Source organism: Gammaproteobacteria bacterium (genome assembly GCA_019911805.1).
GTDB lineage: Bacteria > Pseudomonadota > Gammaproteobacteria > Thiohalobacterales > Thiohalobacteraceae > JAHJQQ01.
Genome location: JAIOJV010000031.1, coordinates 1 through 26,658, shown reverse-complemented (window position 1 = coordinate 26,658; position 26,658 = coordinate 1). Strand labels below are relative to the sequence as shown.

General features: G+C 65.3%; 22 protein-coding genes. 6 read left to right on the top strand and 16 right to left on the bottom strand.

Translation table 11 applies throughout. The annotated features are described in order from the left end of the window. Nucleotides 1-41 precede the first annotated feature (41 nt). The 3 genes from K8I04_02500 to K8I04_02490 form a co-directional block, all read right to left on the bottom strand. Nucleotides 42-1,490 carry a DEAD/DEAH box helicase gene (locus K8I04_02500; protein ID MBZ0070591.1) on the bottom strand — a complete coding sequence of 483 codons (1,449 nt, stop codon included), beginning with the start codon at nucleotides 1,488-1,490 and terminating at the stop codon, nucleotides 42-44. A 199-nt stretch (nucleotides 1,491-1,689) separates the two neighbouring features. Further along, a complete protein-coding gene (locus tag K8I04_02495; GenBank protein ID MBZ0070590.1) occupies nucleotides 1,690-2,541 on the bottom strand; it encodes a hypothetical protein in 852 nt (283 codons plus the stop codon). A gap of 31 nt (nucleotides 2,542-2,572) precedes the next feature. Further along, complete coding sequence (locus K8I04_02490) at nucleotides 2,573-3,169, bottom strand: DUF3365 domain-containing protein (GenBank protein ID MBZ0070589.1); 597 nt, start codon at nucleotides 3,167-3,169, stop codon at nucleotides 2,573-2,575. 224 nt (nucleotides 3,170-3,393) lie between these two features. Here K8I04_02490 and K8I04_02485 point away from each other — a divergent pair, with 224 nt between their 5' ends. Then, nucleotides 3,394-5,271, top strand: coding sequence for a TIGR00341 family protein (locus K8I04_02485; protein ID MBZ0070588.1), 1,878 nt, complete (start codon nucleotides 3,394-3,396; stop codon nucleotides 5,269-5,271). A 12-nt stretch (nucleotides 5,272-5,283) separates the two neighbouring features. On the opposite strand, the gene K8I04_02480 is transcribed toward K8I04_02485, so the two are convergent. The 4 genes from K8I04_02480 to K8I04_02465 form a co-directional block, all read right to left on the bottom strand. Then, the gene (locus K8I04_02480) at nucleotides 5,284-5,730 is read right to left on the bottom strand and encodes a cytochrome c (GenBank protein ID MBZ0070587.1); all 447 of its coding nucleotides are present in this window, start codon (nucleotides 5,728-5,730) and stop codon (nucleotides 5,284-5,286) included. A gap of 605 nt (nucleotides 5,731-6,335) precedes the next feature. Next, nucleotides 6,336-7,451 carry an OmpA family protein gene (locus K8I04_02475; GenBank protein ID MBZ0070586.1) on the bottom strand — a complete coding sequence of 372 codons (1,116 nt, stop codon included), beginning with the start codon at nucleotides 7,449-7,451 and terminating at the stop codon, nucleotides 6,336-6,338. A 7-nt stretch (nucleotides 7,452-7,458) separates the two neighbouring features. Beyond that, on the bottom strand, nucleotides 7,459-8,319 hold the full coding sequence (locus tag K8I04_02470) for a MotA/TolQ/ExbB proton channel family protein (GenBank protein MBZ0070585.1): 861 nt from the start codon (nucleotides 8,317-8,319) through the stop codon (nucleotides 7,459-7,461). A 270-nt stretch (nucleotides 8,320-8,589) separates the two neighbouring features. Continuing rightward, nucleotides 8,590-10,536 carry an amylosucrase gene (locus K8I04_02465; GenBank protein MBZ0070584.1) on the bottom strand — a complete coding sequence of 649 codons (1,947 nt, stop codon included), beginning with the start codon at nucleotides 10,534-10,536 and terminating at the stop codon, nucleotides 8,590-8,592. A 174-nt stretch (nucleotides 10,537-10,710) separates the two neighbouring features. Between K8I04_02465 and K8I04_02460 the strand changes: the two genes are divergently transcribed. Continuing rightward, the gene (locus K8I04_02460; GenBank protein MBZ0070583.1) at nucleotides 10,711-11,397 is read left to right on the top strand and encodes a J domain-containing protein; all 687 of its coding nucleotides are present in this window, start codon (nucleotides 10,711-10,713) and stop codon (nucleotides 11,395-11,397) included. 565 nt (nucleotides 11,398-11,962) lie between these two features. On the opposite strand, the gene K8I04_02455 is transcribed toward K8I04_02460, so the two are convergent. Then, nucleotides 11,963-12,685: an SDR family oxidoreductase gene (locus K8I04_02455; protein ID MBZ0070582.1), complete on the bottom strand. Its 723-nt coding sequence runs from the start codon at nucleotides 12,683-12,685 to the stop codon at nucleotides 11,963-11,965. A 463-nt stretch (nucleotides 12,686-13,148) separates the two neighbouring features. Between K8I04_02455 and K8I04_02450 the strand changes: the two genes are divergently transcribed. From K8I04_02450 to K8I04_02440, 3 genes are all read left to right on the top strand, one after another. After that, a complete protein-coding gene (locus tag K8I04_02450; protein MBZ0070581.1) occupies nucleotides 13,149-13,892 on the top strand; it encodes a ferredoxin--NADP reductase in 744 nt (247 codons plus the stop codon). A gap of 231 nt (nucleotides 13,893-14,123) precedes the next feature. After that, complete coding sequence (locus K8I04_02445; protein ID MBZ0070580.1) at nucleotides 14,124-14,831, top strand: GNAT family N-acetyltransferase; 708 nt, start codon at nucleotides 14,124-14,126, stop codon at nucleotides 14,829-14,831. A 58-nt stretch (nucleotides 14,832-14,889) separates the two neighbouring features. After that, on the top strand, nucleotides 14,890-16,374 hold the full coding sequence (locus K8I04_02440; GenBank protein ID MBZ0070579.1) for a hypothetical protein: 1,485 nt from the start codon (nucleotides 14,890-14,892) through the stop codon (nucleotides 16,372-16,374). 109 nt (nucleotides 16,375-16,483) lie between these two features. Here K8I04_02440 and K8I04_02435 read toward each other — a convergent pair whose 3' ends face one another. The 8 genes from K8I04_02435 to gnd all read right to left on the bottom strand — a co-directional run bounded on the left by K8I04_02435 (nucleotide 16,484) and on the right by gnd (nucleotide 25,785). Next, nucleotides 16,484-17,278 carry an arsenite methyltransferase gene (locus K8I04_02435; protein MBZ0070578.1) on the bottom strand — a complete coding sequence of 265 codons (795 nt, stop codon included), beginning with the start codon at nucleotides 17,276-17,278 and terminating at the stop codon, nucleotides 16,484-16,486. A 43-nt stretch (nucleotides 17,279-17,321) separates the two neighbouring features. Then, nucleotides 17,322-18,371 (bottom strand): ACR3 family arsenite efflux transporter, encoded by a 1,050-nt coding sequence (gene arsB / locus K8I04_02430; GenBank protein MBZ0070577.1) that lies wholly within the window; start codon nucleotides 18,369-18,371, stop codon nucleotides 17,322-17,324. 154 nt (nucleotides 18,372-18,525) lie between these two features. After that, nucleotides 18,526-18,876: a metalloregulator ArsR/SmtB family transcription factor gene (locus K8I04_02425; GenBank protein ID MBZ0070576.1), complete on the bottom strand. Its 351-nt coding sequence runs from the start codon at nucleotides 18,874-18,876 to the stop codon at nucleotides 18,526-18,528. A 224-nt stretch (nucleotides 18,877-19,100) separates the two neighbouring features. Beyond that, nucleotides 19,101-19,910, bottom strand: a complete 810-nt coding sequence (locus tag K8I04_02420; protein ID MBZ0070575.1) for a dienelactone hydrolase family protein — start codon at nucleotides 19,908-19,910, stop codon at nucleotides 19,101-19,103. Between the two features lie 264 nt (nucleotides 19,911-20,174). Further along, nucleotides 20,175-22,226 (bottom strand): transketolase, encoded by a 2,052-nt coding sequence (gene tkt / locus K8I04_02415; protein MBZ0070574.1) that lies wholly within the window; start codon nucleotides 22,224-22,226, stop codon nucleotides 20,175-20,177. Between the two features lie 23 nt (nucleotides 22,227-22,249). Next, nucleotides 22,250-23,332: a transaldolase gene (gene tal / locus K8I04_02410; GenBank protein ID MBZ0070573.1), complete on the bottom strand. Its 1,083-nt coding sequence runs from the start codon at nucleotides 23,330-23,332 to the stop codon at nucleotides 22,250-22,252. Between the two features lie 19 nt (nucleotides 23,333-23,351). Further along, a complete protein-coding gene (gene zwf, locus K8I04_02405; protein MBZ0070572.1) occupies nucleotides 23,352-24,743 on the bottom strand; it encodes a glucose-6-phosphate dehydrogenase in 1,392 nt (463 codons plus the stop codon). Between the two features lie 22 nt (nucleotides 24,744-24,765). Then, nucleotides 24,766-25,785, bottom strand: a complete 1,020-nt coding sequence (gene gnd / locus K8I04_02400) for a decarboxylating 6-phosphogluconate dehydrogenase (protein ID MBZ0070571.1) — start codon at nucleotides 25,783-25,785, stop codon at nucleotides 24,766-24,768. A gap of 188 nt (nucleotides 25,786-25,973) precedes the next feature. On the opposite strand from gnd, the gene K8I04_02395 reads away from it, so the two are divergent. Further along, the gene (locus tag K8I04_02395) at nucleotides 25,974-26,330 is read left to right on the top strand and encodes a hypothetical protein (GenBank protein ID MBZ0070570.1); all 357 of its coding nucleotides are present in this window, start codon (nucleotides 25,974-25,976) and stop codon (nucleotides 26,328-26,330) included. Nucleotides 26,331-26,658 lie beyond the last annotated feature (328 nt).

The following is a 26,658-nucleotide window of genomic DNA, read 5'->3' as shown; positions in this document are numbered from 1 at the left end:
CCTCTTGCCTCTTGCCTCTTGCCGGTTGCCAGCAGGCGTCTTCAGGCCCCCGAACGTCGCGGCGCCGGACGCTGGCCCGGGCGGCCCTGGTGGGTGCGGTTGCGCGGTTCGCCGCCGGGCCGCTGGACGTTGCCGCCCTGCGGCTTGCGGTGGCCACCGTGCCGGGCCGGCGCCTTGCCTTCGCCCTGATGACCGCCGTTGCCATCGACCTGGGCACGCGGGCCCTGCCCCGCACCGTTGCCGGAACAGGCTCGGTTTTGCTGTCGCGGCTGATTGTGCTGCCGCCCCTGATTGTGCTGCCGCGGCTGGCGCTGCTTGAACACCGGCTCGGGCCTGATACTCGGGTCGGGCGCATAACCCGCGATCACCACCTGGGGGATCTCGCGCCGGGTGAGACGCTCGATGTCGCGCAGGAAATCACGCTCGTCGACACACACCAGCGAGATCGCCTCGCCCTCCTGACCGGCACGGCCGGTGCGGCCGATGCGGTGCACGTAGTCCTCCGGCACGTTCGGCAGTTCGAAGTTCACCACCTGCGGCAGCTGATCGATGTCCAGGCCGCGCGCAGCGATATCCGTCGCCACCAGGGCGCGGACGGCGCCTCGCTTGAAGTCGGCCAGCGCCCGGGTGCGCGCACCCTGGCTCTTGTTGCCGTGGATGGCCGCCGCGGTGACGCCGTCGCGGGTGAGCTGCTCGGCCAGCTTGTTGGCACCATGCTTGGTGCGGGTGAACACCAGCACCTGGCGCCAGTCGTTCGAGCCGATCAGGAACGACAGCAGCTCGCGCTTGCGCGCCCGGTCGACGGGATGCACCACCTGCGAAACGGTCTCCACCGCGGCGTTGCGGCGCGCGACGTCGATATACGCCGGGTCGTGCAGCAGACCGCTGGCGAGCTGCCGGATCTCCTCGGAGAAGGTCGCGGAGAACAGCAGGTTCTGCCGGCCGTTCGGGCCGCTGGACGGCAACAGCGCGAGGATCCTGCGGATGTCGCGGATGAAGCCCATATCGAGCATGCGATCGGCCTCATCCAGCACCAGGATCTCCAGCCTGGAGAGATCCAGCGTCTTCTGACCGATGTGATCGAGCAGACGGCCCGGCGTGGCGATGACGATGTCGACGCCGCGGCGCAGTTGTGCGATCTGTGGGTTGATACTGACACCACCGAAGATCACCGCGGATCTGAGCGGCAGATGGCGGCCGTAGGTGTCGACGCTCTCGGCGACCTGCGCGGCGAGTTCGCGCGTCGGCGTGAGGATGAGCGCGCGCACCGGGCGGGTACCACCGGCCGGCGCCCGCGCACTCAGGCGCTGTAGCAGCGGCAGGGTGAAGCCGGCGGTCTTGCCGGTACCGGTCTGGGCGCCGGCGAGCACGTCGCGGCCCTCCAGAATGACCGGGATGGCCTGGCGCTGCACGGGTGTGGGTTCGCTATAGCCCTCTTCGGACACGACACGGACGAGTTCGGCCGAGAGGCCGAGACTGGAAAAAGACATGGATGATGCTCCTGGAACGAGCCTGCCCAGGGAGTTGCCCTGAGTCGGTCTAGGCGGAATTCACTGCAGTGGGTATCGAGGTGTACCGGGAAGCGGCGACCGCGAGGGGATCAGACGCAGACCGAAGTGCGTCGGGATGCGCGGCATGGTAACAGAGAAATCGGGTCGTGGCCATGCCTGTCGCCGGCATGACTCTCCCTCACTCCCGCACCCCGCCGAAGCGCAGCCGTACCACATAACGCATCAGTTGCACCACCAGCCACAGAAACAGCAGCGGTAACAGGATGGTCTGCAGCACGAACACCACGATGAGGTTGACGGTGTGTTCGCTGATCTCGGCCGCGCTCCGCTTGAAGGTCTCCAGGCGCTTGTCCACGTTCATGGCCGCGGCGGCCGATGCGTAGCCACGGCGCATGCTGTCGAGCAGCGAGGAGTCGTCTGCCGCCAGTGGTGGCCGCGTCTCGGCGCTGAGTTCACCGAGGGTCGCGGTCGTCTGTTCCAGGTGGCGATTGGAGGCGTCGTACTGCGGCTCCAGGAACTGCGCGTAGAGGACTTCGCTGGCGATGGCGATGAGCGGTACGGCGAAGCGCAGGATCACCATCACCAGCGCCACGCGGTAGAGTCCGCGCCGCGCGGGTGAGGCCGCACCCGGCCACCACAGCGCCCCTGTCGCGGCGACGAGCAGCAGACCGACCAGCAACGTGAAGGCCGGCCAGGCGGTGGCGTCCAGCAGCACCCGCTGAATACCCAGCGAGGTCGCGCTCGCCAGCATCACCCAGGAGAACTGTTCGATGAGATCGTTGACGGGATCGAGGATCTGCCCCGGTGCGAACACCACACCGATGCCGGCCGGCTCAAAGGCCACCTCGGTACCCTGCGCGACCGAGATCACGCCGTTCAGTCCGCGCGCGATACCGAAGGTGATGAGTGCGCGCTTGAAGCCCGCCTCGGTGTAGTCGCGCCCGGCGGTATCGACTGTCCCCAACGCGGCCAGCACCGCCAACGCGAGGGCGAGCAGCGTGAGTCCGGCCTTGAGGGCTTTGCGCGGCATGGCACCAGCCTAGCACAGCCGCGGGAAAGCCCTACATCGGCTGGCGCACGGTGAATGCCCCGCGGATATCGCCGGCGTTGTAGCCGACTGCCTGGTCGTCGGGGTACAGCGCCTTCAGCTTGGCCGACACCTCCGGCGCGATCTTGGTGCCATGGCAGGCCAGGCAGGGTGCGTTGGCCGGAATGCCGATGGCCTTCATATAGCGGAATTCCTGCGCGCCGTTATTCTCGACAACCTCGAAGTGTTCCATCTTGGCGACGTCCTCACCGGCGGCCCGACGCTCTTCGAAGGACTCCAGCACACCGCGCTCCCAGGCGTCGGCGGCGTTGCCGGGATTACGCGGCTTGAGGCTGGTGCGTGCGACCTCCCAGCCCTGGATGTCAGAGATCGACGCGGCGATGGCCGGGGCCTGCTCCTGGCACACGCTGATGGCATTGACCGGACCACCAGCCTTCATCGCCGCCTGCAGCTCGCCCTGCAGGCTCTGGGCGAAGTTCTGGATGGCGGCGCGGCTCGCCTGCGCCCGCGCCTGGATCGATGTTTCAGTATCGTTCGCCGACATGTCGTCGGCCTGCGCATTGACGGCCGCCAGGCAGGCGGCGAGTATCACAAGCTTGAATGGCTTCATACCGGGCCTCGTGTCATCTGAGTTGGGAAACAGGACTCAAGTGTAGGCCAGGATACGCACCCGCGACATGGGTCCAGATCAATCCGGGTGGATTCGGACTCACCTACCGGCGCCACTGGTTCACACGCGGTGCGCCGCTGGGCTACCCTGGTTTGGCATGGGACCCTGCGTGGGTCCAGCGTTCAGGACACGACTCATCCCTCCACACCCTCGAGGATACCCGTTTGAGCGCCATCACGCTGTTGTTCGATCCGGCCCAGGAATCCCTGGTGCAGGAGAAGATCCTGCCGCTGCTGGCGGAGCACGCCGTCACGCTGTTGCCCTTCGACGGCCGGACCTGGCCGGAGCCGGGCGACGAGGCCCTGGTGCTGACCTGTGTCAGCGACGACCAGCTCGCGCAGATGCTGTACGAGGCACAGGCCCGCGGCTGGCGACTCGGTCTGCTGCCACACCCCGACATGCGCCACGCACGCCTCGGCTACGGCATCGCGGCCCGCCTGGAGGATGCGGTCGAGGACGTACTGACGGCGGAGGCCGCGGTCGAGGTGGACGTGCTGCTGTGCAACGATCAGCCGGTGTTCAACTCGGTGGTGATCGGCGACCCCTGCACGCTGACGCCCGGCAGCCTCGCCGCGGCCGGCCTGTGGGCGCGGCTGAGGCGATTCGTGGGCCTGTTGCGCGGGCTGGGCACGGCCACGCTGCAGCCCTTCAAGCTCAGCACCCGCAAGGAGAAGACCCTGGATACCGCCGCCCTGGGCATCGTCGCGCTCGAGCACGGGCGCAGTTCCATCCTGGCCCGGCCCATCCTCGGCGATTCCGCCATCAACGACGGCATGCTGCACGCACTGGTGCTGGCGCCACGCAGCGTGCTGGGGATGATCGGCTTCCTGCTGCGCTCACTGTTTCTGCGCCGGCTCGGCGGCGGGCGGCTGCCGGCCTTCGTCGGCCACATCAAGAGCGAGGCGCTGACCATCGACAGCCCCAAACCCATCACCTACACCCTGGACGGGATCTCCGCCTGCACACAAAGCCTGGAACTGCGTGTCGCCCCGCGCGCCATCACCCTGATCCCCGGCCGCAATCTGAGCGTCGATCCGAGCCCGCCGGAGGGCAAGGAGGGTTTCCGCGTGCAGGACCTGCCCACGGGCGAGGCGGTGAAGGCGCTGGTGAGCCGACCGTTGCCGTGGATCCATCACGCCGCCACCGAGGAGTTCAAGGAACTCTTCCTGATGCTGCGCGAGAACGCCCGTGCCTCCGACTCCTATCTGACCCTGACGGTGCTCTCGACACTGCTCGCCACCATTGGTCTGTTCGCGAACTCCACCCCCGTCATCATCGGCGCCATGATCCTCGCGCCGATGATGGCGCCGATCATCTCCCTGTCCATGGGCGTACTGCGCCAGCAGGACGATCTGCTGATCGAGAGCGGCCGCTCGCTGACCCTCGGCATCCTGGTCTCGCTCGCCTGTGCGACCCTGCTCACCTGGATCACGCCGCTGCACACCATCAACAGCGAGATCGCCGCGCGCATGAGCCCGACACTGCTCGATCTGGGCGTGGCGGTAGTGTCCGGTGCCGCCGGCGCCTATGCGCATGCACGTACGGAGATCGCCCGCAGCCTCGCCGGCGTGGCCATCGCCGTGGCCCTGGTGCCGCCGCTGGCGGTCGCGGGTGTCGGCATCGGCTGGGGCGAATGGCCGGTGTTCTGGGGCGCGTTTCTGCTGTTCCTGACCAACCTGGTCGGCATCGTACTGGCCGCGGTCCTCACCTTCCTGCTGCTCGGTTACAGTCCCTTCAAGCGCGCCAGGCGCGGCCTGCTGCTGTCGCTGCTGCTGGCCGGCGCGGTGAGCGTGCCGCTGGCATTGAGCTTTATGCGCATGGTGGACGAGCACCGCATCGCCCGCGCCCTGGAAGGCTGGGAGACGGCCGGCGTGGAGGTACGCGACGTGAAGATCCATGCGACGGCGCCCCTGTATCTGTCCGTGCGTCTGCTCGCCGACGGCCCCATCGACACCCCTCGGGTCGAGCGCGTCAAGCAGGACATCGAACAGCGGCTCGGCCGCGACATCGTGCTGGAGGCGAGCACCGCGGTGGTGCGCTGAAGGCAACGCCTCTCAGTGGATGCCGGCGGCCTGCTGCTTGGCGCGCACCCAGGCGATGATGTCCGCCGTATCCTCTCCCGTCAGCCCCGGCACCGGCGCCATGTTGCCGAAATTCCAGTGGTGCGCCTGCACACCGCGCGCGACGGCGATATAGAAGGCCAGGTCAGCATGATGCGAAGGCTCATAGATACGGTGGATCAGCGGCGGCCCCTGGTCGGTGCCTAGCGCCTCTGTGCCGTGACACTTGGCGCAGTTGGCGGTGAACAATTGGCGACCGCGGATGGGATCGCCGCGGAAGCCCGGCGGTGGGAGCCGGAAATCGGCCGGCTGCGCAGCGGCGGGCGCAGCGGCGGGCGCAGCGGCCATCGGCGCCGGCTCCGCGGTCTGCGACGCCTGGTCGCAACCGCTGAGCAGTACTGCGGTAAGTACCGCATACAGTGACAGCCTGCGAGTGTGCATGGACCCATCTCCTGAAAGGAATGCAACGGCGATTCTACACGGCCACCATTCGTTACCATACCGCCCCGTCAGATGGCCACGGAATCGACAAACTACCACTACCGCCCCATAGCTTTTACCCTGAAAAAACCCATTTGCCACGGAAGCACACGGAAACACACGGACAAGATCATAGGTTTCACACAACAGCCCACGTCACCCGCCAGGTGCTGAGGCAGTATTTCGCGACACGGTTTCAATTCGGGAATCTCTGATTAATTCGTCAGACCGTCATTGCGAGCGAAGCGTGACAATCTCCTTCGACGGCAGATCAATAGTTTGGAGATTATTTGCTGCGCTCACCCCTGCGGGGCCGCCCTACGGGCGTTCTGCGCTCGCAAGCTCGCTGGTGCCACGTCGCTGTGCCCATAGAAGCCCTGCGGGCTTCATTATGGGTACCTCACCCTTCGGGTCTAGGCATTCTCGCAATGACGGGTTAATCAGAGGTTCCTTCGGTGTTCTTCCGTGTGCTTCCGTGGCAAATAGACTTTTTTGGAACTATGGAACAGCAGTGATCATTCGTGGAGTTCGTACAAAAGATCTCTCCGACCGCCACGGTTACCGGATCACGGTAATTCGAGCACGAAGGCCACGCGGCGATTGCGGGCACGGCCCGCGGCGCTGTCGTTGGCGGCGCGCGGGCGGGTGTCGGCATAGCCGATGGCGCGCAGACGCTCGGGGGCGATGCCGCGTGCGATGAGCCGACGCGTGACCTCGGTGGCACGCGCACTGGCGAGTTCCCAGTTGGACGGATAGCGGGCAGTATGGATGGGTACCGCGTCGGTGTGTCCTTCCACGGACAGCGTGAAGGTCTGTGCGTGCAGGAGGGTCGCGAGCTCATCGAGCAGCGCCAGCCCCTCGCCAGTCAGATCGGCGCTCGCCGGCGCGAACAGGATGCGGTCGCTGACATCGAGGCGTAGCGCGCCGGGCTGCACCTGGATCTCGGCACGCCCCCCGAAGCCGCCGGCCGTGAGGGCGGCGTGCAGCTCCTGGATGACCGCGGTGGGTGTTGCCGGCGGCGCCGTGTCCACACTGGCGACGGCCGCAGGCATCGCCACATAGGCCGATATCTCGCCGGTGGCGCGCGCCGCCATGTCGAAGTGCGACAGCCACACGGAGCGTATCACCGGTAAGCCGGGGGCGACGTGCATCAGCAGGGAATCCACGGCCGCGCCCACCCACTCGGAGGTGAGACCCGGTTCACCCTGAGACCCGGTGTGGGGATTGCGGCCAACGGCTGCCGCTGTACCGTCGTCGGTGGGTGTCGTCCCATCCAGTGCGGCTTGGCCGTGAACACCCCGGGCGGTGTCTGTCCGCCCCTTCGCGATGTGCATCTCTGCTTCAGGCGCGGCCTCCGCGGGCACATCGCCCGGTTCGAGAGACACCGTGGCCGCGGTGCGTTTTTCCGGCTGCCCTGCGGCTGGGCCTGCCACCGGCCCCGGTGACCGCTCGACCCGCGCAGGCACCGGCCGCGGTGCATCATCGGTACGATCCGCCTGGTTGTGCTGATAGGCCAGCAGCAGCACGAACAGCGTCAGCAACAGGATGAGCACATCGACGAAGCTGATCAGCCAGGCCTCCGGCTCCGTGGACGGCACCACATCCGCCTCCCACGGCAGCGGCGCCGCGGGCGCGAGCCCTTGCGCGGCGGCGTGCCGATACGCACCCATATCCAGGGACACGCCGACCTCAGGCCTTCACCAGCGTCAACGGCGCCGCTACTGCAGGCTCGGTCTGCTGCAGCTCGAAGGCCTCCAGTGTCTCGCGGATGAGCGTGGGATGACGGCGCTGCTGGGTCAGCAGCATGCCCTCCATGAGCATGCTCAGATTGAGCTGGCGCTGCTGGGTACGGCGCTCCATCTTGATCGCCAAGGGCTTGAAGAACAGATTGGCCGCGACGATGCCATACACCGTGGTGATCATCGCGAAGGCCATACTGCCACCGATCTGCTCCAGGCCGCTGCTGCCCAGACCCGAGAGCATATGCACCAGCCCGAACAACGTACCGAGCATGCCGAAGGCCGGCGCGAACACCGCCATGGTGCGCAGGATATGGGCCTGGCCCTGCTCGCGCGCGCGCTGCCCGGCCATGCGCCACTGCAGCGCCTTGGCCAGATCGTCGGCCTGGCAGCCATCGATCACCATGCGCAGACCGGCATGCAGAAAGGGATCCGTGATCTGTGCGAGCTGCCGTTCGACGGCGTGCAGATTACGGTGGCGCAGCCAATCGGCGCAGCGCAGCAACTGCTGCACCTCGAGCGCACGCGACTCGCGGGTATCGTGCAACAGCCCCGGCAGGGCGCGCAGTACGTCGCGGACCTCCGCCAATGGCCGGCTGATGCAGGTCGCCGCCAGGGTGCCGCCGATGACGACCAGCAGCCCCGGGATATTCAGGAAGGCACCGATGTGATCCGGCGACATGACCATCATGCCGAGCAGGAGGACGAACCCCCCGACCAGTCCGAGAACCGTGGATTGCCGCCAGCCCGCCATGTGCACCCCCTGCCCGATCATCCACCACCGTGTCGGCGGTGCTTCGGGGAGGGTCAAGGCAAGATCGGGGCCAGCCGGTCAACGGCGCATGAACCCTCGGGAAAACCGGCCTGGGTGCGGCACAGCGCACGCCCATTGCCGGGCCCGGCGGCAACGGCTTGCCGCTGCTCCACTCTTCGCCGTCGGATGGCCACGGAAGGTGGCGGGGGCATGGCGGGTTTTGCATTCCGTGTGCTTCCGTGTGTTTCCGTGGCCAACATGGTTTTCCCCCGACAAAGAATCTTTCGCGGGTTGCGTGAACTTTGTGGCTCTACACCGGCGTGCGGGTCACGACCGCGCGAGAATCATGAAATCGTAGGGCTCGAGCTCCAGCGCGCGGGCCGCGACGATGGTGCGGCCGGCGACCAGATCGACGACGCTCTTGCGCAGGCCGAGCAGGCGCAGACGCGTGCCCTCGATGGTCTGCGGCACCTCGCTGAAACTGGCCAGCACCAGCACGCTGTGGTCACCGTTGGTGCGGAAATAGCCGAAGACATGGTCGTTGCCGGTGTCGACGATCTCGGTCTCGCCACGGTCGAAGGCGGGATTCTGCTGACGGATCTGGACCAGACGCAGCAGATCCTGATAGATACGTCCCGGCACCGACTCGGGGTCACGGCGTTGCTCGGCACGTTCCCAGTCGAAGGCGGCACGGTGCACCCAGCGCGTATCGCCGATCTTGGCGGCATCCTGCTCGTAGCCGTAGTCGTTCAGCATGCCGATCTCGTCGCCCAGATAGAGCAGCGGGATCCCACCGATGCTCAGAATGACGCCGTGGATGAGCAGGATGCGGCGGATGGCCAGATCGACCTCGACCGCGTCGTCCTGCTCCAGGGCCAGCTCCAGGCCCGTCAGCGAGGCACAGGTACCGGAGATGCGCGCCGTACCGGTCGTCGTATTCTCCTGAAACGGTAGGCCGCGGGCGAAACTGCCGGGAAAGCGCCCGGTATAGAACTCGGTGAGAAAGCGCCGGTGCGCGCCCGCTTCCATACCCAGGTCGCCGACGTCGTCGTCGGAGAAGGCAAAACCGATGTCATCATGGCAGCGCACGTAGTTCACCCAGGCGCAGCCGTCCGGAATGGCGAAGCGCCGCTGCAGCGCATGCTTGAGGACGCGCACCTTGCGCGTGGCCAGCGAGTTCCACAGCAAGGCCATGAGCTGTGGATTGTAGGACAGCTGGCACTCTTCCTCGGCGATGTACTTGCTGACCTCGTCGGGGTGCACGATGGCCTCGGATTTGAATACCATCGCCGGCGCGGCGATGCGCACCAGGGCGTTGAAGGCCTGGATGATGATGTGTGCCTCGGGCAGGTTCTGGCAGCTGGTGCCCAGTCGCTTCCACACGAAGGCCACCGCGTCCAGGCGCAGGATCTCCACCCCCTGGTTGGCGAGGAACAGCATCTCCTCCAGCATGCGGTTGAACACCACCGGATTCTCATAGTTGAGATCCCACTGGTAGTTGTGGAAGCTGGTCCACACCCACTTGCGGATGCGGTTGCGGTAGGTGAACGAGCCGGGATGCTCATCCGGGAACACGGGGATGAGGTGTTTTTCATAGGCATCCGGCAGCGTGCGGTCGGGGAACAGCCGGTAGTACGACTGATACTCCGCATCGCCGGTCAGCGCGCGCCGGGCCCACTCGTGCTCGTCCGAGGTGTGGTTGAAGACGAAGTCCAGGCACAGCGACATACCCTGGTGGCGCAGCTCCGAGGCGAGCTGCGCAAGATCCTCCAAGGTACCGATCTGCGGATTCAGTTCGCGGTAGCTCGATACCGCATAGCCGCCGTCGTTATCACCGGCCGGCGTCTGATACACCGGCATGAGATGCAGATAATTCACCCCCAGCTCGCGCAGATATGGGATCCGTTCGCACAACCCGGCGAGATCTCCGGCGAACAGATCCACGTAGCACATCGCGCCCAGTACGCGGCTGGACTGATACCAGTACGGATCGACCTCGCGCAACGCATCCAGCGCCTTCAGCTCGGCGGAACGTGCATGCCACAGCTCGGTGGCTGAGGCGAGGATCGCTTCCAGATGGTAGAAAAAATCGTAATGCTGCCCGTAGAGCCGATGCAGGCTGGCAAACAGGCGGGGGAAATGGGTCTGCAACCGCAGCACATATCCCTGCCAGTCGTCGGCGTCGACCTGTGTGGCAAAGCGCGCCTCCAGGCGTGGCAGCAGCCGCCTGAGCGAGGCGGCGGCTTGTGCCTCGTGCCAGCCGGGTTCAATCATGTGGGGTCCGCGAGTGGTTGACGGTCATGCCGCGCAGTGTAGGGGATCATGGCCGTGATGCCCATGTTCTGCAGGTCCGGCGTGGCAACGGGGCATGGAAATCCCCCACCGACCACGTACAAGTCCCGGGGCGTTTGTTACACTCGCGTGCATGTCGAGTGTCGTCCGGCCAGCATGAATCACCGCGAGTGCTACCGCATCCTGGGGGCCGAGCCCGGCTGTACCTGGGAGCAACTGCGCACGGCCTATCGGCGCCAGGTGCAGATCTGGCACCCTGACCGTTACCAGCAACGACCGGAGCAGGCGGCCGGGTCGGCGCAGCGGATGTTGAAGGTCAATGCGGCCTTCGAACAGCTGGCCAGCTATTTCGAACGCCACGGCGAACTCCCGCTCAAACCGCCGCGGGCACGCAGCGCGCGCGGGCCGCGGCCGCCGGACGACGATTATGCCTGGCGGCGCGCCCGGCCCACGGCCCACGGCCGCAGTATCGGCATCTGGCTGGTGCTGCTGGGCGTTGCCGCCCTCGTCTATTATGCCTCACGGTCGTCCGAAGCGCCGCTGGATACGGCGAAGCCGCCGTTGGCCACGCACGTGCCGGCCAACGGCGGCACCGTCTTGCACCCACCCAAACACTATGGACCGCCCTTCGGCTTCGGCGACAAGCCCGGCGATGTATTCGCCGCTCAGGGCGTGCCCACCGGCACCGCCGGCGACATCTGGTACTACGGCAGGTCGGAGGTGCATTTCGAGCGCGGCGCCGTGGTGAAGTGGTTCAGCTCACCCGATTACCCGCTCAACACCCGTGCCACCAGCAGCTCGATCCTCGGCGACACCCGCGTCGATAAACCTGGGAAGAAGTGAGGCGTTAAGCGTTAGGCGTTAGGCGTTAAGCGTTAGGCGTTAGGCGTGAGGCGTTAGGCGTTAGGCGTTAGGCGTAAAAGACAAATCCTTTTTAGCCACGGAAGCACACGGAAAAACACGGAAAAATAATAATGTGAAAGCCCAGTGCCCAAGCCGAGCGATCACTGGGTGGTACAAGGTGATGGCTGCATAGGCCGGGGACAGACTAAAGGAAAAACCCCATTGCCACGGAAGCCATGGTAGTAGTCGCGGTCTGATCTGACAGGTACCAGCTCCAAGGAAGCGGTGGCTGTCATTTCAAGTCGGAACTACTTCATTTTTTAAGACTTCGGGGTGGTACCGCCTTCGTAGGAGCGCCATTCCTGGCGCGATGGCTTGAGTGCTTGCCGTACTCTTGAATCGCGGCAGGACTGCCGCTCCTACAGCGCCCCGATACACCCAGGCTTTGCTCCCGCTGCATGGGAATCATGGGTATTCCTGGTTTTCCAGTAATCGATTTTCCGTGTTTTTCCGTGTGCTTCCGTGGCTAAAAAGGATTTGTCTTTTACGCCTCACGCCTCACGCCTCACCAAGGAATAACCTGCCGATCGCGGAAAAACCCACCGCTGGGGCCGTCGTCCGGCAGCGTCGCCAGCCAGACGATGGTATCCGCGCCCTCCTCCACCGACCGCTCGGCCCCGGATCCGCCCAGGGCGGTGCGCACCCAGCCCGGGCAGACGGAGTTGATCTTCACCTGCGTCCCCTGCAGCTCGTCGGCGAAGATGCGCGTGAGTGCGTTGAGGGCCACCTTGGAGATGCGGTAGCCGGGATAGCCGCCGTTCATCTCGCTCAGTTGTCCCATGCCCGAGGACACGTTCACCACCCGGCCTCTACCCTGCATGAGCGGGATCAACTGCTGACACAACCGCAACGGACCGAAGGTGTTGGTCTCCAGCGTGCGTCGCAGGGTCTCGACCTCGGCCTGGAAGACGCCGCTCGCGCCCTGCGTCTCGGACTCCTTGCCGTCGATCAGGATCCCGGCATTGTTCACCAGCACGTCCAGGCGCCCGAACTCGTTGCGGACGTAGTCCGCCAGCGCGTGGATGGAGGCGGGATCGTCCACATCCAGGGGATGGTAGGTCACGTCCAGGCCGGTCTGGCGCAGGCTCTCGGCGGCAGCCCGCCCCAGCTGCGGATCGCGGCTGGTCAGGATCACCTGGTAGCCGCACGCGCCCAGCTGGCGGCAGGTCTCGAGCCCCAGTCCGCGGTTGGCGCCGGTCACTACGGCGAGAGGGGCTGTGTGGTTCATCGTGCATCACCTCGATGGCATTATGGCTCTACAGGTCCAGATTCTAGCAGCTCCATGACCGCGCACTGCGGGCATCCGGCAGGGGCAGCGAGGGGCAGACTGCCCCCACCGTTTCGAGTACTGCCATACCCCACCAGACCGATGACCACGGAAGCGTACGGAACAATACGGAATGTAGAACCCACCACACCCTCGCCTTCCGTGTCGTTCCGCGTGCGTTCGTGACCAAGGTATGTTTATGGCTTCAGTCGCAGGCTGCAGCGACGGCTGTAGGTAGATCACGCAGGAACCCCGCGGTTGAGTCGACCGATCGGGGACCCAATATTGCTTCAGCAAGGGCTTGGGCCAGGGTGTCGTCGCCGGCGGCTGCGCAGGCATCGCCGTCTGGCGTCGCGGCGTGTGGCTGGGTCGAGCACGAGATCAGTATAATAGTGTCAGGCGATAAACACCGGGAGTACCTGTAGTGGCAGATTGGCTGGAAGGCAGAATCATCGAACGTGTGCAATGGACGGCGGGGCTGTATTCGCTGCGCTTCGAGGCGCCACTGGGCGCGTTCAAGGCCGGGCAGTTCGTGCGCATCGCACTCGATATCGATGGCGAGCACGTCGCCCGGCCCTATTCCCTGGTGAACGCCCCGCACGAGCCGTACCTGGAGGTCTACTTCAACGTGGTCAGCAGCGGCCCGTTATCGCCCCGACTGGCCGGACTCGGGCCCGGCGACACGCTGTGGATCAGCCCGTCGGCAAGCGGGAACCTCGTCGTCGACGAGGTCCCCGCGACGCGCCATCTGTGGCTGCTCGCCACCGGCACCGGCATCGGCCCCTTCCTGTCCATCCTCAAGACCGACGATCCCTGGCGACGCTTCGAGAAGATCGTGCTCGGCCATTCCGTGCAGCGCGCCGCCGAACTCACCTACCGCGACAGCATCGAGGCGTTGCAGGCCGCGCACGGTGACCAGCTCACCTACGTCCGGCTGGTGACGCGCGAGCCCGTAGCCGGCGCGCTCGACCAGCGCATTACTGCGAGCATCACCTCCGGTACGCTGGAGACGGCCGCCGGCGTGCCGCTGTCTGCCGAGGGCTCGCACGTGATGCTGTGCGGCAACTCGGCCATGATCACCGACGTCACCGAGGTCCTCGCGCCGCGCGGCATGCACCGCCACCGCCGCCGCGAGCCGGGCCACATCACCACCGAAAAATATCATTGAACACGGCACGCCCGCAGGGTGTGCCAACGCAGCGACATACCCTGCGGGCGGTATGGCCACGGAAACACGCGTAACAATACGGAATGGAAAACCTGTCACGGTGCCAGCCTCCGTGTGTTTCCATCGCGGAGGGCTGGGTCATGCGCCCGGCCCGTGTGCAGGTTCGGTGCCGCTCGACAGCCGCCACGCCGCGACCGGATAATCGCTGCAACCGCCATCCGGACACCTGCCATGCCCGCCTTGCGCCTGCTCGATCTGCGCGATCACACAGCCCCCGACCTGCTGGCGGGCTTCATCGACCTGTATGAGCGCACCTTCAGTGATCCGTCCGAACGCGAGGATCCGGCGCAGTGGCCACTACGGCTGTACGGGGATCTCCCAGCACCACAGCCGCGCATGCATCTACTGGTCGCCGTGGACGATGCGATACCCGAACGGCCGATCGGCGGCATCGCCTTCGAGTACTACCGCGACAGCCGCTGCGGCCTGCTTACCTATCTGGTGACTGATCCGGCGCACCGGCGCCGCGGCCTGGCGCGGCGCCTGCTCGACTACGCCATCGCCCGCCTGCACCGGGACGCACAGGAGTATGGCACTGCGCTGCGCGCAGTGTTCGCCGAGGCGGAGGATCCCGACCAGGTCGGTGCGTACGACAACACTATGCCGCCGCGCGAACGCCTCGCGACACTGGCACGCCTGGGCGCACGCCGTATCGACATCCCCTATGTACAGCCCAGGCTGGAGGGTGGCAGCGAACCCTGCCGCCACCTGCTGCTGCTCGCCTTCCATCCCGACACGCCAGACATCGCCGGCACGGTGGTGCGTGACTTTCTCCATGAATTCTACCGGGCACTGGGCATCGCACGGCCCGAGACGGACACCGACTTCGTCACCATGACCTGCGGGCTGGACAAACCACTGCGACTCGGAGCACTTTAGTACACGCCCGCAGGGTGCATTCCAACAATCCCGGAACCCACCAGGACGGTACACCCGTATGCCGACACACCGCAGCCCGCCGCGTACCGAAGCACCGGCCCTCGCCCTCACCGACGTCGGTATCTGCCTGCATTACGTGGAGGCCTGCGACACCGGTGAACAACAGTACGAATACCCACACGACAGCGTCATGGAGTCCATGGAGCTGGACCTGCTCGCCTACCGCTTCCAGGAACCGCCGCCCTTCGGCAGCCGGACGGAGGGCGTGCCGGCAGCACCGCAGCTGCAGCGTCGCCCGCATCGCCGCTGGCCCATCATCGTCGAGTTCCCGGAAAGTTTCGTCTACCACTCCGAAGGCCGCGCCCCGCGGCTCGTCTGTGCGCAGCCGCGGCGGGCGGCAGAGATCCTGGTCAGCTCGACGCGCTTCCTGAGCTGCGGCCTGCGCATCTGGCATCTGGTCATCACGCCGCGTCCCGGCGGGAGCTTCAGTGAGTTCGATCTTATCAAGCTGATCCAGCTCTACGACGGCCGCACCGAGCGCACTGGGCTGAAGGATACCATTCGCTTCCGGCTCGGCGACCAAGGCGCGGAGAGCACCACCGCCGCAGGCCTGCCGCAGCTGCTCGGGCTACCGCTCGCGGCCGGCAAGGCAGCCGAACTCAAGTGCGGCACGCTGGAGATGCTCATCGGCTCGCAAAATGACAGCGACGCCAGCAACCCCTACGTCGCGGTCTTCGACACACTGCGCCATGCGCGCGAGCCTGACGGTGCGGCCGATGGCCGCCGGCTCAAGGCATGGATGCAGCAAGACAGTGTGGAACGGCGCATCATCATGGCCTATTGCGGCATCGTCACCGGCATCTTCGACTTCGACAAGATCGACGACGAAGAGGCGCTGGATACCCTGGAACCGACCTTTCCGGGTTCCTCGGCCTTCCTGCGCATCCATCGCCGCAGTCTGATCGCCATTGCCGCCGACGACCGCAGCATGCGCGAGTGCTGGAACAGCGTCGGCATCAGTCCCTATCTGATCGTGCCGCACGCCACTCTGCTGTACAACGAGACACTCGTCGATATGGCAGAACGTGCGTTGGATGCCGCGCTCGCCGATGCCGATGCCAAACTCGATACCCTGGAGGCCACGCATCTCGAAGCGGATCGGCGCCTGAATACCCTGCACCTGCCGAATGTCTTCAACTACGTCACCGAGCGCTCGCTGTTCACAGCCGGCAGCGAATGCCGTGGGTCGAATGCGAAGCGCAACGCCGTGCTTGCCAAGCTGGATCAGCTCAAGGGGAGCATCGATATCGTTCGGGAGAGCGAGCGCAACCGGGGCCAGATCGTCATTCAACTGCTGCTCGCCGTGATCTCGCTGCTGCAGTTAAAGAGTGTCATCGCGGAACTCTTCGGCTGGCAGGAACAGAACCCCGATGTGTGGCTGGTACTCAGTATCGGCATCCTGCTATTGGCCGGCGTCGTCTGGTGGTCGTACCACAAAGGGCTGCCGCGGCGCATCGTGAACCGGGCGACCCGCCGATCATAGGACACACCCGAGTTGTCGCGGGCAATGTGTCTCACTCTTCCAAGGTCCGTGTCTTCCATGCCTGCTCTTTCCCGGCCTCGGTGTGTTCCGTAGCCAGGAGCCTGTCGATTTACAGGGGTTTGACGGCCTCGATGCTGGCCGAGACGACGTAGTCCTCCACACGCCGGCCGGGGGCCCAGTCGCGGATGAATTCGCGGCTGGTGTCCTTGGGTTCGATGCGGATATCCACGAAACCCGCCCCCTGCAGCATCGCCTCCAGTTCGCCGATCTGCGAGGCACCGGCCATGCAGCCGGTGTAGAGCGCCAGATCCTGGCGTACCGCCGCGGGCAGTTCGGCGGTCGCCACCACGTCGCTGATGGCGAGGCGGCCGCCGGCCTGCAGCACACGAAAGGCCTCGCGGAACACCTGCGGCTTGTCGGGCGACAGATTGATCACACAGTTGGAGATGATCACATCGACGCTGGCATCGGCCACCGGCAGGTACTCGATCTCACCGAGGCGGAACTCGACATTGGCGTAGCCGGCCGTGCGCGCATTCTCGCGTGCCTTGGCCAGCATCTCGTGGGTCATGTCGACGCCGATCACCCGGCCGGACCCGCCCACGGCACGCGCGGCCAGAAAGGCATCAAAGCCGGCACCGCTGCCGAGATCCAGCACGGTCTCGCCGGGCCTGAGCGCGGCGATGGCCTGCGGGTTGCCGCAGCCCAGATCGAGGTTCGCACCCGCGGGGACGGCACTCAGATCCGCGGAGGAATAACCCAGCGTCTCGGCAGCGGTGCCGCCGACCGCAGGCGCGCCGCCGCCACAGCAACCACCGTTGTGGCCCTGTTCGGCGATCTTGCCGTAGGTTTCGCGCACGGCGTTGCGGATGTCATGGGTATCGTGGGTATCGCTCGTGTTCATGGGTATCTCCTCTTGCGTCATGTATTCGAAAACCTGCCAACGGTCATCGGCTCGTCACGGCACGGCGGCCACTCGATCGCTCGTACCACCCCTTGCTGCGGTTGACAATCTTCACCACCGACAGCATCACCGGCACCTCGACCAGCACACCGACTACGGTGGCCAACGCAGCGCCGGAGGAAAAGCCGAACAGCGCAATGGCCGCGGCCACCGCCAGCTCGAAAAAATTGCTCGCACCGATCAACGCCGAGGGTGCGGCGATGTTGTGCGGCGAGCCGACGACACGGTTCAGCAGATACGCCAGCCCGGAATTGAAATACACCTGGATCAGGATCGGCACCGCCAGCAGGGCGATGATCAGCGGCTGGGCGATGATCTGCCCGCCCTGGAAGCCGAACAGCAGCACCAGCGTAGTCAGCAGGGCGAGCAGCGAGACCGGCTGCAACCACGCCAGCAGCCGCTGCAGTGCGGACTCACCACCGTGCGCAAGAACCCGCCCGCGCCACACATGCGCCAGCGCCACCGGGATAATGATGTACAGCACCACCGACAGCAACAGCGTGTCCCAGGGCACGGTGATGGCCGAGATGCCGAGCAGCAGGCCGACGATGGGCGCGAAGGCGAAGATCATGATGACGTCGTTGAGCGCCACCTGCGTCAGTGTGAAATGCGGCTCGCCATCGGACAGATTGCTCCACACGAACACCATGGCCGTGCAGGGCGCCGCGGCAAGGATGATCAGGCCGGCCACGTAGGCATCGAGCTGGTCCGCCGGCAGCCAGTCGCGAAACAAACCGTAGACGAACAGCCAGCCGAGCAGCGCCATGGAGAAGGGCTTCACCGCCCAGTTCACGAACAGGGTGACGCCGACGCCCTTCCAGTGCTCTTTTACCTGGTGCAGCGCCCGGAAGTCGATCTTCAGGAGCATCGGGATGATCATCAGCCAGATGAGTATCGCCACCGGCAGATTGACCTTGGCGATCTCCAGACCGCCGATCGCTTGAAACGCGTCGTTGAAGAAATGCCCCAGCCCGATCCCGGTAACGATGCACAGGAACACCCACAGCGTCAGATAGCGCTCGAACACGCCCATGCCGGAACCTGCCTGGGTATCCGCGGCAGGTTTCGTGACGACTTCGGACTGCACGGTCATGCGCCTGCTCCCGTGCTCTGCTCCGCCCACAGGCGCCGTAGCAGATCGGTGATGTGGTCGCAGAACTCGTGGCGCATAGCGTCGCGGCCCACGCTCAGCAGCAGCCGATGCCGGGCCGGTCGGTCATACCGGCCAGCGCCTTGCGGTCGGCATCGAACCCGGTCTCGCCGGCAATACCTTTCTGTGTGGCGCGCAGCACCGCCTTCGCCCAGGCCGGCAGCCCGGGGTGCAGTCGGTAATACACCCACTGCCCCTGCCGCCGGTCCTGCACGATCCCCGCCTCGCGCAACTGGGCGAGATGCCGGGAGATCTTCGGCTGGCTGGTGGCCAGGGCATGGGTCAGTTCGCAGACGCAGACCTCGCGCTCTGCGGCGATCAGCATGAGACAGCGCAGCCGCGTGGGATCGGCGAGGGCCTTGAAGAAACTGTCGGGGGTCATATCCATGACCGCATATATACGCCTATCCGTATATACGGTCAAGCAGATGTTTGTCCCGTTGGGCCACAGAAAATAAGGGACGCACAGACCTTAAAAAAGCATTTGCCACGGAAGCACACGGAAACACACGGAACGCAAAACCCGCCGCATCACCACCTTCCGTGTTTTTCCGTGTGCTTCCGTGGCCAACCGTTTTTCAATGTCGATGTTTTCCGTCTTTCCGGTGTTTCCTAGGGCTTCGCCTGCGGCTCGCGGAACACGCTGGCCAGGAACGCCCGCGTCTGTTCCCAGGAATCCATATCGGCGGCACGGTCGTAGGCGAGCGGCATGTCGAAGCGCTTGCCGAGTTCGTCCGCCTCCGGATTGGTGAAGCCGTGCTTCGCGCCGGGGTAGCTGACCACGCGGTAATCGACGCCTGCCCGGGTCATCTCCTCCTCGAAGGAGTTGACCTGCTCGGGCGGTGCCATGGGGTCGGCCGCGCCGGTGAACACCAGCACGCGCGCCTTGACGGTCCCGGGCTTGGCCGGCGTCTGCGTACCGAGCCCGCCGTGGAAGCTGACCACACCGTCGAGGTCCATGCCGGCACGCGCCATGTGCAGTACGATACCGCCGCCGAAACAGTAGCCGATGGCGGCGATGCGGTCCTTGTCCACCGTGGGCTGCGCGGCCAGCAGGGCCTGCGCCGCGGCGAAGCGGCGTTCCGCCTCGGGCATGTTGCTGACGATCGCCTGCATGAAGCCCTGGGCGGTGTCGGGGTGATCGGCCACCTTGCCGTCACCGTACATGTCCAGCGCCAGCGCCGTGTAGCCCTCCTCGGCCAACATCTCGGCGCGCCGGCGTGCATAGTCGTTCTGACCCCACCACTCGTGTACCACCAGCACGCCGGGGCGCTTGCCCGTGATGGCGTCGTCGTAGGCCAGATAGCCCGTCATCTCGACGTCGCCGACTTTGTAGGTGAGTACCTCGGTTTTGATCTCCGCCTGCGCGGTCGCCGCGTACAGCAGTAAGATACCCGCCAGTCCCAGACTGAATCGTTCCATCTTGCGTTCCTCCGTATCCGTTCCAACATGGAGAGTTATCTGAATACATTGCTATCTCATTATTCTTGCCCTGAAAAAACTCATTTCAGCCACGGAAGCACACGGAAAAACACAGACACGATCATAGTCTTCACACACCATCCCATGTCACCTGCCATGTGCCGCGGCAGGGCTTCGTGACGCGGTTTCATTTCAATGTCTTCCGTGTGCTTCCGTGGCAAATCTGGTTTTGGGCTTATGGGACAGCAATGATCTGAATGGCATTTACTTGAGCAACGCCTGGGCCCGCGCGCAGATCGCATCGACGGTGAAACCGTATTCGCGCAGTACTTCCGTGGCCGGCGCGGAAGTGCCGAAGCGGTCCACCCCGAGCATCGCGCCGTGCGCACCGATATAACGATCCCAGCCTAACGACACACCCAATTCGACGGCCAGTCGGGCACCGACCTCAGACGGCAGTACCGCCTCGCGTTCGGCTTGTGACAAGGTCTCGAACAACTCCCAGCTCGGCATCGAGACGCAGCGCACCGCGATCCCTTGTTGTTGCAGGCGCTCGGCGGCCGCGACGATCAGGCCGACCTCGGAACCGCTGGCAAGCAGGATCAGCTCGGGTTTACCGTCCGGCGCATCGCTCAACACGTAGGCACCGCGACGCAAGCCCTCCACCGCAGCGTAGCGGCTGCGGTCGAGCGTAGGCACGGCCTGCCGGGTCAAGACCAGCAACACCGGTCGGTCGCGCGTCTCCAGCGCGACGCGCCAGGCGCTGACGGTTTCGTTGGCGTCGGCCGGACGGATCACGACCAGGTTGGGGATCGCGCGCAGGTTCGCCAGTTGCTCCACCGGTTGATGGGTGGGGCCATCTTCGCCGACCGCGATACTGTCGTGGGTGAACACATGGACGACGTGCAGCCCCATCAACGCCGCCAGCCGGATCGGTGGGCGCATATAATCGGAGAAGATCAGAAAGGTTGCGCCGTACGGGATGAAACCACCGTGGGCGGCGAGACCGTTGACGATGGCGCCCATCGCATGTTCGCGTACCCCGAAATGCAGGTTGCGCCCGGCATACCCCCAGCCACTGCCAGCGACACCATGCTGGTCCATACTCTTCGCCGCAGACGGACCGAAATTGCCACAGTCTTGCAGGGCCGTTTTCGTCGACGGATCGAGGTCGGCCGAGCCGCCGGTCAGCGCCGGCAGCCTGGGCGCGATGGCATTCAGCACCTGGCCGGAGGCCTCGCGTGTCGCCAGACCTTTGGTGTCGGCGGGAAAGATCGGGATATCCGCATCCCAGTCCGGCGGCAGTTCGGCGCGCAGGCGCCCCTGCAGCTCTGCGGCGAGATCTGGAAACGCCCGGCGGTAACTTTCCAGCGATACCTTCCACGCCGCCTCGTCCTGCGCGCCGCGCCCCAGCGCCGAGCGGAAATGCGCCAGTGCCGCCTCCGGCAGCAGAAACGCCGGCTTGGTCGGCCAGGCCAGCGTCTGCTTGGTCTTGCGTACGTTGTCCGGGCCGAGCGGGGAGCCATGCGCCTTGTAACTGTCCTGATGGGGTGAGCCGTAACCGATATGGGTGCGCACCAGGAGCAGCGACGGCCGTGCGGTCTCGGCGTGCGCGGCGGCCAGGGCCGCGTCGATCGCCGCGAGATCGTTGCCATCGGCCACCGCCACGGTGTGCCAGCCATAGGCCTCGAAGCGCTGGGCGCGGTTCTCGGAGAAGCTGACATCGGTACCGGCGGCCAGGGTGACGTGGTTGTCGTCGTAGAGACAGATGAGTTTGCCGAGCCTGAGATGCCCGGCCAGCGAGGCCGCCTCGGCGGCCACACCCTCCATCAGATCACCATCGCTGACGATGGCATAGGTACGGTGATCGATAAGCACGTGATCGGGACGGTTGTAGCGGGCGGCGAGCTGGGCCTCGGCGATCGCCAGGCCGACCGCGTTGGCCAGACCCTGTCCCAGGGGTCCGGTGGTGGTTTCCACGCCCGGCGTGTGCCCGCGCTCGGGATGTCCCGGCGTCTTGCTGCCCCATTGGCGGAACTGCCGGAGGTCGTCCAGCGAGAGATCGTAGCCGGTCAGGTGCAGCAGACTGTAGAGCAATGCCGAGCCATGTCCCGCCGAGAGCACGAAGCGGTCACGGTTGGGCCACTCGGGATTGTGCGGGTTGTACCTGAGCCAGCGCGTCCACAATACATAGGCCATCGGTGCGGCACCCAGGGGCAGGCCCGGATGGCCGCTGTCGGCCTTCTGCACCATATCCACCGACAGGAAGCGCAGGGTGTCTACGCACTGTTGATCGAGCTGGGTTGCGACGGTCATGGCGTGGTCTCCTCTGACAGGCCCTAGCGCTGCGTCAGCGCAGCACTTTTGGATTGGATGCACGCCAGCAGGTCGTCCCAGGACTTGGCGAAGGCCTGCACACCTTCGCGCTGGAGTGTGGCCGCGAGTGCCCCATCGTCCACGCCCGCCCGGGCGAATTCGGCGAGCACGGCTTCGGCATCACCGCCATCGGCGGATAAGGCGACCTGCACGTCCTTCTGCGTGGCAAAGGCGAGCAGCGTCTTCTCGGGAATGGTGTTGATGGTGTCCGGTGCGGCGAGTGCATCGACGTAGAGGGTATCCGAGGCGGCAGGATCCTTGGTCCCGGTACTGGCCCAGAGCAGGCGTTGCGGCCGGGCACCCTCGCCGGCCAACGTCTGCCAGCGCGTCGATGCCAGCAGTTCACGGTAGGCCTTGTAGGTACGTTTGGCCATGGCAATGCCGAGCCGGTTATGCAGGTCCTGTGGAACCTTGTCCTGGACGGCGACGTCCCAGCGGCTGACGAAAATCGATGCGACGGAAGCGACTGCCGGATCGAGGCCGGCGGCGATGCGCCGTTCGATACCGCGCAGGTAGGCCTCCGCGGCAGCAAGGTAGTGCTCACACGAGAACAGCAGCGTCACGTTCACCGGTACCCCCGCGAAGATAGCCGCCTCGATCGCGGTGATGCCCGCCTCGGTACCGGGTATCTTGATGAAGATATTCGGGCGTTGCCCCTGGGCGTGCAGTGTTGTGGCCGCCTGAACGGTGCCCGTCGCGTCGTCTGCCAGCAGGGGTGTCACCTCCAGCGATACCCAGCCATCGATGCCGCCCGTGGCAGTGTGGATCGGCCGAAAGAGATCGGCGGCCTGCACCAGGTCCTCCAGCGCCAGTTCGAAAAAAAGCGCCTCGCCCGACTTGCCCTCCGCGGCCTTCTGGCGAATGGCCGCGTCATAGAAGTCGGCCTTGCCGATGGCCTTATCGAAGATCGAGGGATTCGAGGTCAGTCCCGTCACGGACAGCTCGTTGATATACCGTTCCAGCGTGCCGCTGGTCAGCAGCCCGCGGGTGATGTTGTCGAGCCAGAGACGCTGACCGAGATCGTGCAGTTGTCGTGTAGCTTTCATGATACCTCCAGTGGCATTGTCATTTGACTGCCCGCGCAGCACTGGGGTTGTGCCAGCCACCGTCTGCCGCGATGAGCGCGTCGGCGTGCTTCGGCCCCCAGCTGCCGGGCTTATACGGGTGAACCGGATCGTGTGTGTCAAGGATGGGCTCGACCACCGCCCAGGCCGCCTCGACCGCATCCTCACGGGTAAAGAGCGCGCCATCGCCGGCCAGGGCATCGCCGAGGAGGCGTGCATAGGGTGGTTCGACGCCGGGCTGTTCTTCCGACAGATACAGCTCGCGCTGGTCACCGACGAACTCTTTACCGGCACGCTTGACCCGCGCGGCGATGGCGACCGCAGTGTCGGGAGACAGCCGGAAGCGCAAATAGTTGGCCCGCCCGGTCCCCGGCACAGCGTCATCGAACAACCTCTGCGGCGGCGGTTTCAGTGCCACCAGGACCTCGGCCACGGTTGTCGCCAGGCATTTCCCCGAGCGCAGATACCATGGCACGCCTGCCCAGCGCCACGAGTCGACGAACAGCCGCAAGGCACAGAACGTCTCGACGTCGGAGCCCTTCGCCACGCCCGGCTCCTTGCGGTACCCGCGGTACTGGCCGCGTACCACATCGTCCGGCTGCAACGGGCGCATGGCCTGAAACACCTTGGTCTTCTCGCTGTGTATCGCACCATAGCCCTGATAGGCCGGTGGTTCCATGGCCAGCAGTGCCACGATCTGGAAGACGTGATTCTGAATGACATCGCGCAGGCAGCCGGCACCTTCGTAAAACGCACCGCGCCCCTTCACGCCGAAATCCTCGGCGAGGGTGATCTGTATGCTGGCCACGTGGTCGCGGTTCCAGATCGGCTCGGGGAACGAATTGGCGAAACGGAAATAGAGTATGTTCATGATCGCCTCTTTCCCGAGGTAATGATCGATGCGAAAGATCGAGTCATCCGCGAACACCGCGCGCGCGATGCGGTTGAGCTCGCGCGCCGATGCCAGGTCGCGTCCGAATGGCTTCTCCACGATGACGCGTGCTTGATCGGCCAGGCCCGCAGCGCCGAGCCCTTTGATGACCGTGGTGAACAGCGCCGGTGGAATGGCGAGATAGTGCACCGGGCGCCGGGCATCCCCCAGCGCCTGCTTGAGGGCCTTGAACGTCCCCGGGGCATTGTAGTCACCGCCCACGTATCGCAGCAGGGAAAGCAGCTGCTCGAGCGCCTCTCGATCGTCGATCGTGCCGGCCTGCCGGATGCTATCCGTCACCTGCTTACGCAGTTGTGCCGTGCTCCAGTCAGGGGCGGCGATACCCACGACCGGCACGTTGAGAACGCCACGCCTGGCCAGCACATAGAGGGCCGGAAAAATCATCTTATGGGCAAGGTCGCCGGTCGCACCGAAAATGACCAGTGCATCGGCAGGTGTCATGCGCCTTTTGGCAGTCTTCATCTCAGCCACCGGCCGGCTTCTCATCGTGCCCCCCGAACTGCTTTCTCATCGCCGACAGCAGCCGGTTGGCATAGTCGGCGTCGCCACGTGATGTAAAGCGCTCTACCAGCGCCGCACTGATGACCGGCGTCGGCACCCCTTCGTCGATGGCGGCCGCCAATGTCCAGCGCCCCTCGCCGGAATCCGCTACGTGACCGGAGAATCTGGCCAGCTCGGTGTCCTCGATCAGCGCCGCGGCGGTCAGATCGAGGAGCCATGACCCCACCACACTGCCACGCCGCCAGACTTCCGTGATCTCGGCCAGGTTCAGCTCATACTGGTAATATTCGGGATCGCGCAGCGGTGTGGTCTCGGCATCGCGGTCGCGCGAGCGCGTGCCGGCATTGGCATTGCGCAGGACATTCAGGCCCTCGGCATAGGCCGCCATCAAACCGTATTCGATGCCGTTGTGGACCATCTTGACGAAGTGCCCGGCACCCGCCGGACCACAGTGCAGGTAACCCTGTTCGGCCGTGGTGCCGGGCCGCTGTCGGCCGGGCGTGGGAGGGGCTGCGCCCACGCCGGGAGCCAGTGCCACAAAGATCGGATCGAGGTGCCGGATGGCCGCCTCCTCGCCACCGATCATCAGACAGTAACCGCGCTTCAAGCCCTCGATACCGCCGCTGGTGCCCACGTCCACGTACTGCACGCCCTGCCGTTGTGATTCCGCCGCGCGCCGGATGTCATCGCGGTAATAGGAATTGCCGCCATCGATGACGATGTCGTCCGCCTCGAGCCGGGGTAGCAGCTGCGTCAGCACGGTATCCACGACCACAGCGGGTACCATCAGCCAGACCGCGCGCGGCTTGTGCAGGTGGGTGATGAACTCCTCCAGCGAACCGGCACCCACGACACCCTGTCGCTGTAGCCCTTTAACGGCTTCGATGTCGCGGTCATACACCACACACTGATGCCCGGCCTGCAGCAGGCGTTGCACCATATTGCTACCCATACGTCCCAGCCCGATCATGCCAATCTGCATCTTCATCTCCTTGGGATTTCCCTGGATCCACACCTCCGGGATATCCGTAGCCGCACTGTCGACCTCCTCTTCCCCTGTTCAGTCCTGTTCAGCTTCGTTTCATACCGTACGCGTAGTGTGCATCCATCCCGGACGCACGCCGCGTCCGGCAACCCGACCGCGATGGCGCGGTCATGGAGGACAGGATCATGCAACGCACACACCTACGGCAGCTCAAACTGGCCATCGGCATTCTCGCCCTCGCATCCGGCGGCCTCGCACTGGCCGGTGACAATGACCGCACACACCACATGCCCGCCGGGCCGGACGTCGCCTTCACTTCGCATTGGCAGGTCACCGATGCCGTATTCGATCCGACTACCCGCATCCTGACGCTGCAGCACACCGTGCCGATGGAGGATATGCAGTCCTACGGCGAAGTCGCCAACCTGGGGTTCGCGGCCAGCGGCCTGCAGCTGCAGTACGTCGAAGGACACTATGTCCAGGTCGACACCGATCTCATGGCGCCGCATTACCACTTCACGCAGTGGCTGCGCCTGCCGTGAAACCAAACCGCGTGGGGGGCGGAGACGAGCCCTGCCCGGATGGCACTCACTTGCCAGGAGGCCATTTTTTGCCACGGGACCTGCGGAAGATGCTTGCGGCAAAGACCTGACGAGTACAAGAAGTGTAGTGCGCCCGCCGGGATCTGCCGGGAATCCATTCGACCGCAGGATTAACGAACGGGCACGGGGGAACCCGTCGTGCCCACCCGGCACCCGACCCGAGCACCTCCGGCGGCGTCTGGGGCGGCATCTCGGGCGGTGGCTCGGGGACCTCGGTCGGGCCGTCTGGCGGTATGCCCAGCGGGACCTGCTCCGGTGGGGCCTCGGG

Excerpts from the sequence above, each read along its gene's own strand:
- K8I04_02425 (MBZ0070576.1), bottom strand. The coding sequence starts at position 18,876 with ATGGATATGACCCCCGACAGTTTCTTCAAGGCCCTCGCCGATCCCACG.
- tkt (MBZ0070574.1), bottom strand. The coding sequence starts at position 22,226 with ATGACCGTCGCAACCCAGCTCGATCAACAGTGCGTAGACACCCTGCGC.
- tal (MBZ0070573.1), bottom strand. The coding sequence starts at position 23,332 with ATGAAAGCTACACGACAACTGCACGATCTCGGTCAGCGTCTCTGGCTC.
- arsB (MBZ0070577.1), bottom strand. The coding sequence starts at position 18,371 with ATGGGCGTGTTCGAGCGCTATCTGACGCTGTGGGTGTTCCTGTGCATC.
- gnd (MBZ0070571.1), bottom strand. The coding sequence starts at position 25,785 with ATGCAGATTGGCATGATCGGGCTGGGACGTATGGGTAGCAATATGGTG.
- zwf (MBZ0070572.1), bottom strand. The coding sequence starts at position 24,743 with ATGACACCTGCCGATGCACTGGTCATTTTCGGTGCGACCGGCGACCTT.
- K8I04_02460 (MBZ0070583.1), top strand. The coding sequence starts at position 10,711 with ATGAATCACCGCGAGTGCTACCGCATCCTGGGGGCCGAGCCCGGCTGT.
- K8I04_02480 (MBZ0070587.1), bottom strand. The coding sequence starts at position 5,730 with ATGCACACTCGCAGGCTGTCACTGTATGCGGTACTTACCGCAGTACTG.
- K8I04_02445 (MBZ0070580.1), top strand. The coding sequence starts at position 14,124 with ATGCCCGCCTTGCGCCTGCTCGATCTGCGCGATCACACAGCCCCCGAC.
- K8I04_02435 (MBZ0070578.1), bottom strand. The coding sequence starts at position 17,278 with ATGAACACGAGCGATACCCACGATACCCATGACATCCGCAACGCCGTG.
- K8I04_02465 (MBZ0070584.1), bottom strand. The coding sequence starts at position 10,536 with ATGATTGAACCCGGCTGGCACGAGGCACAAGCCGCCGCCTCGCTCAGG.
- K8I04_02455 (MBZ0070582.1), bottom strand. The coding sequence starts at position 12,685 with ATGAACCACACAGCCCCTCTCGCCGTAGTGACCGGCGCCAACCGCGGA.
- K8I04_02440 (MBZ0070579.1), top strand. The coding sequence starts at position 14,890 with ATGCCGACACACCGCAGCCCGCCGCGTACCGAAGCACCGGCCCTCGCC.
- K8I04_02495 (MBZ0070590.1), bottom strand. The coding sequence starts at position 2,541 with ATGCCGCGCAAAGCCCTCAAGGCCGGACTCACGCTGCTCGCCCTCGCG.
- K8I04_02395 (MBZ0070570.1), top strand. The coding sequence starts at position 25,974 with ATGCAACGCACACACCTACGGCAGCTCAAACTGGCCATCGGCATTCTC.
- K8I04_02420 (MBZ0070575.1), bottom strand. The coding sequence starts at position 19,910 with ATGGAACGATTCAGTCTGGGACTGGCGGGTATCTTACTGCTGTACGCG.
- K8I04_02490 (MBZ0070589.1), bottom strand. The coding sequence starts at position 3,169 with ATGAAGCCATTCAAGCTTGTGATACTCGCCGCCTGCCTGGCGGCCGTC.
- K8I04_02500 (MBZ0070591.1), bottom strand. The coding sequence starts at position 1,490 with ATGTCTTTTTCCAGTCTCGGCCTCTCGGCCGAACTCGTCCGTGTCGTG.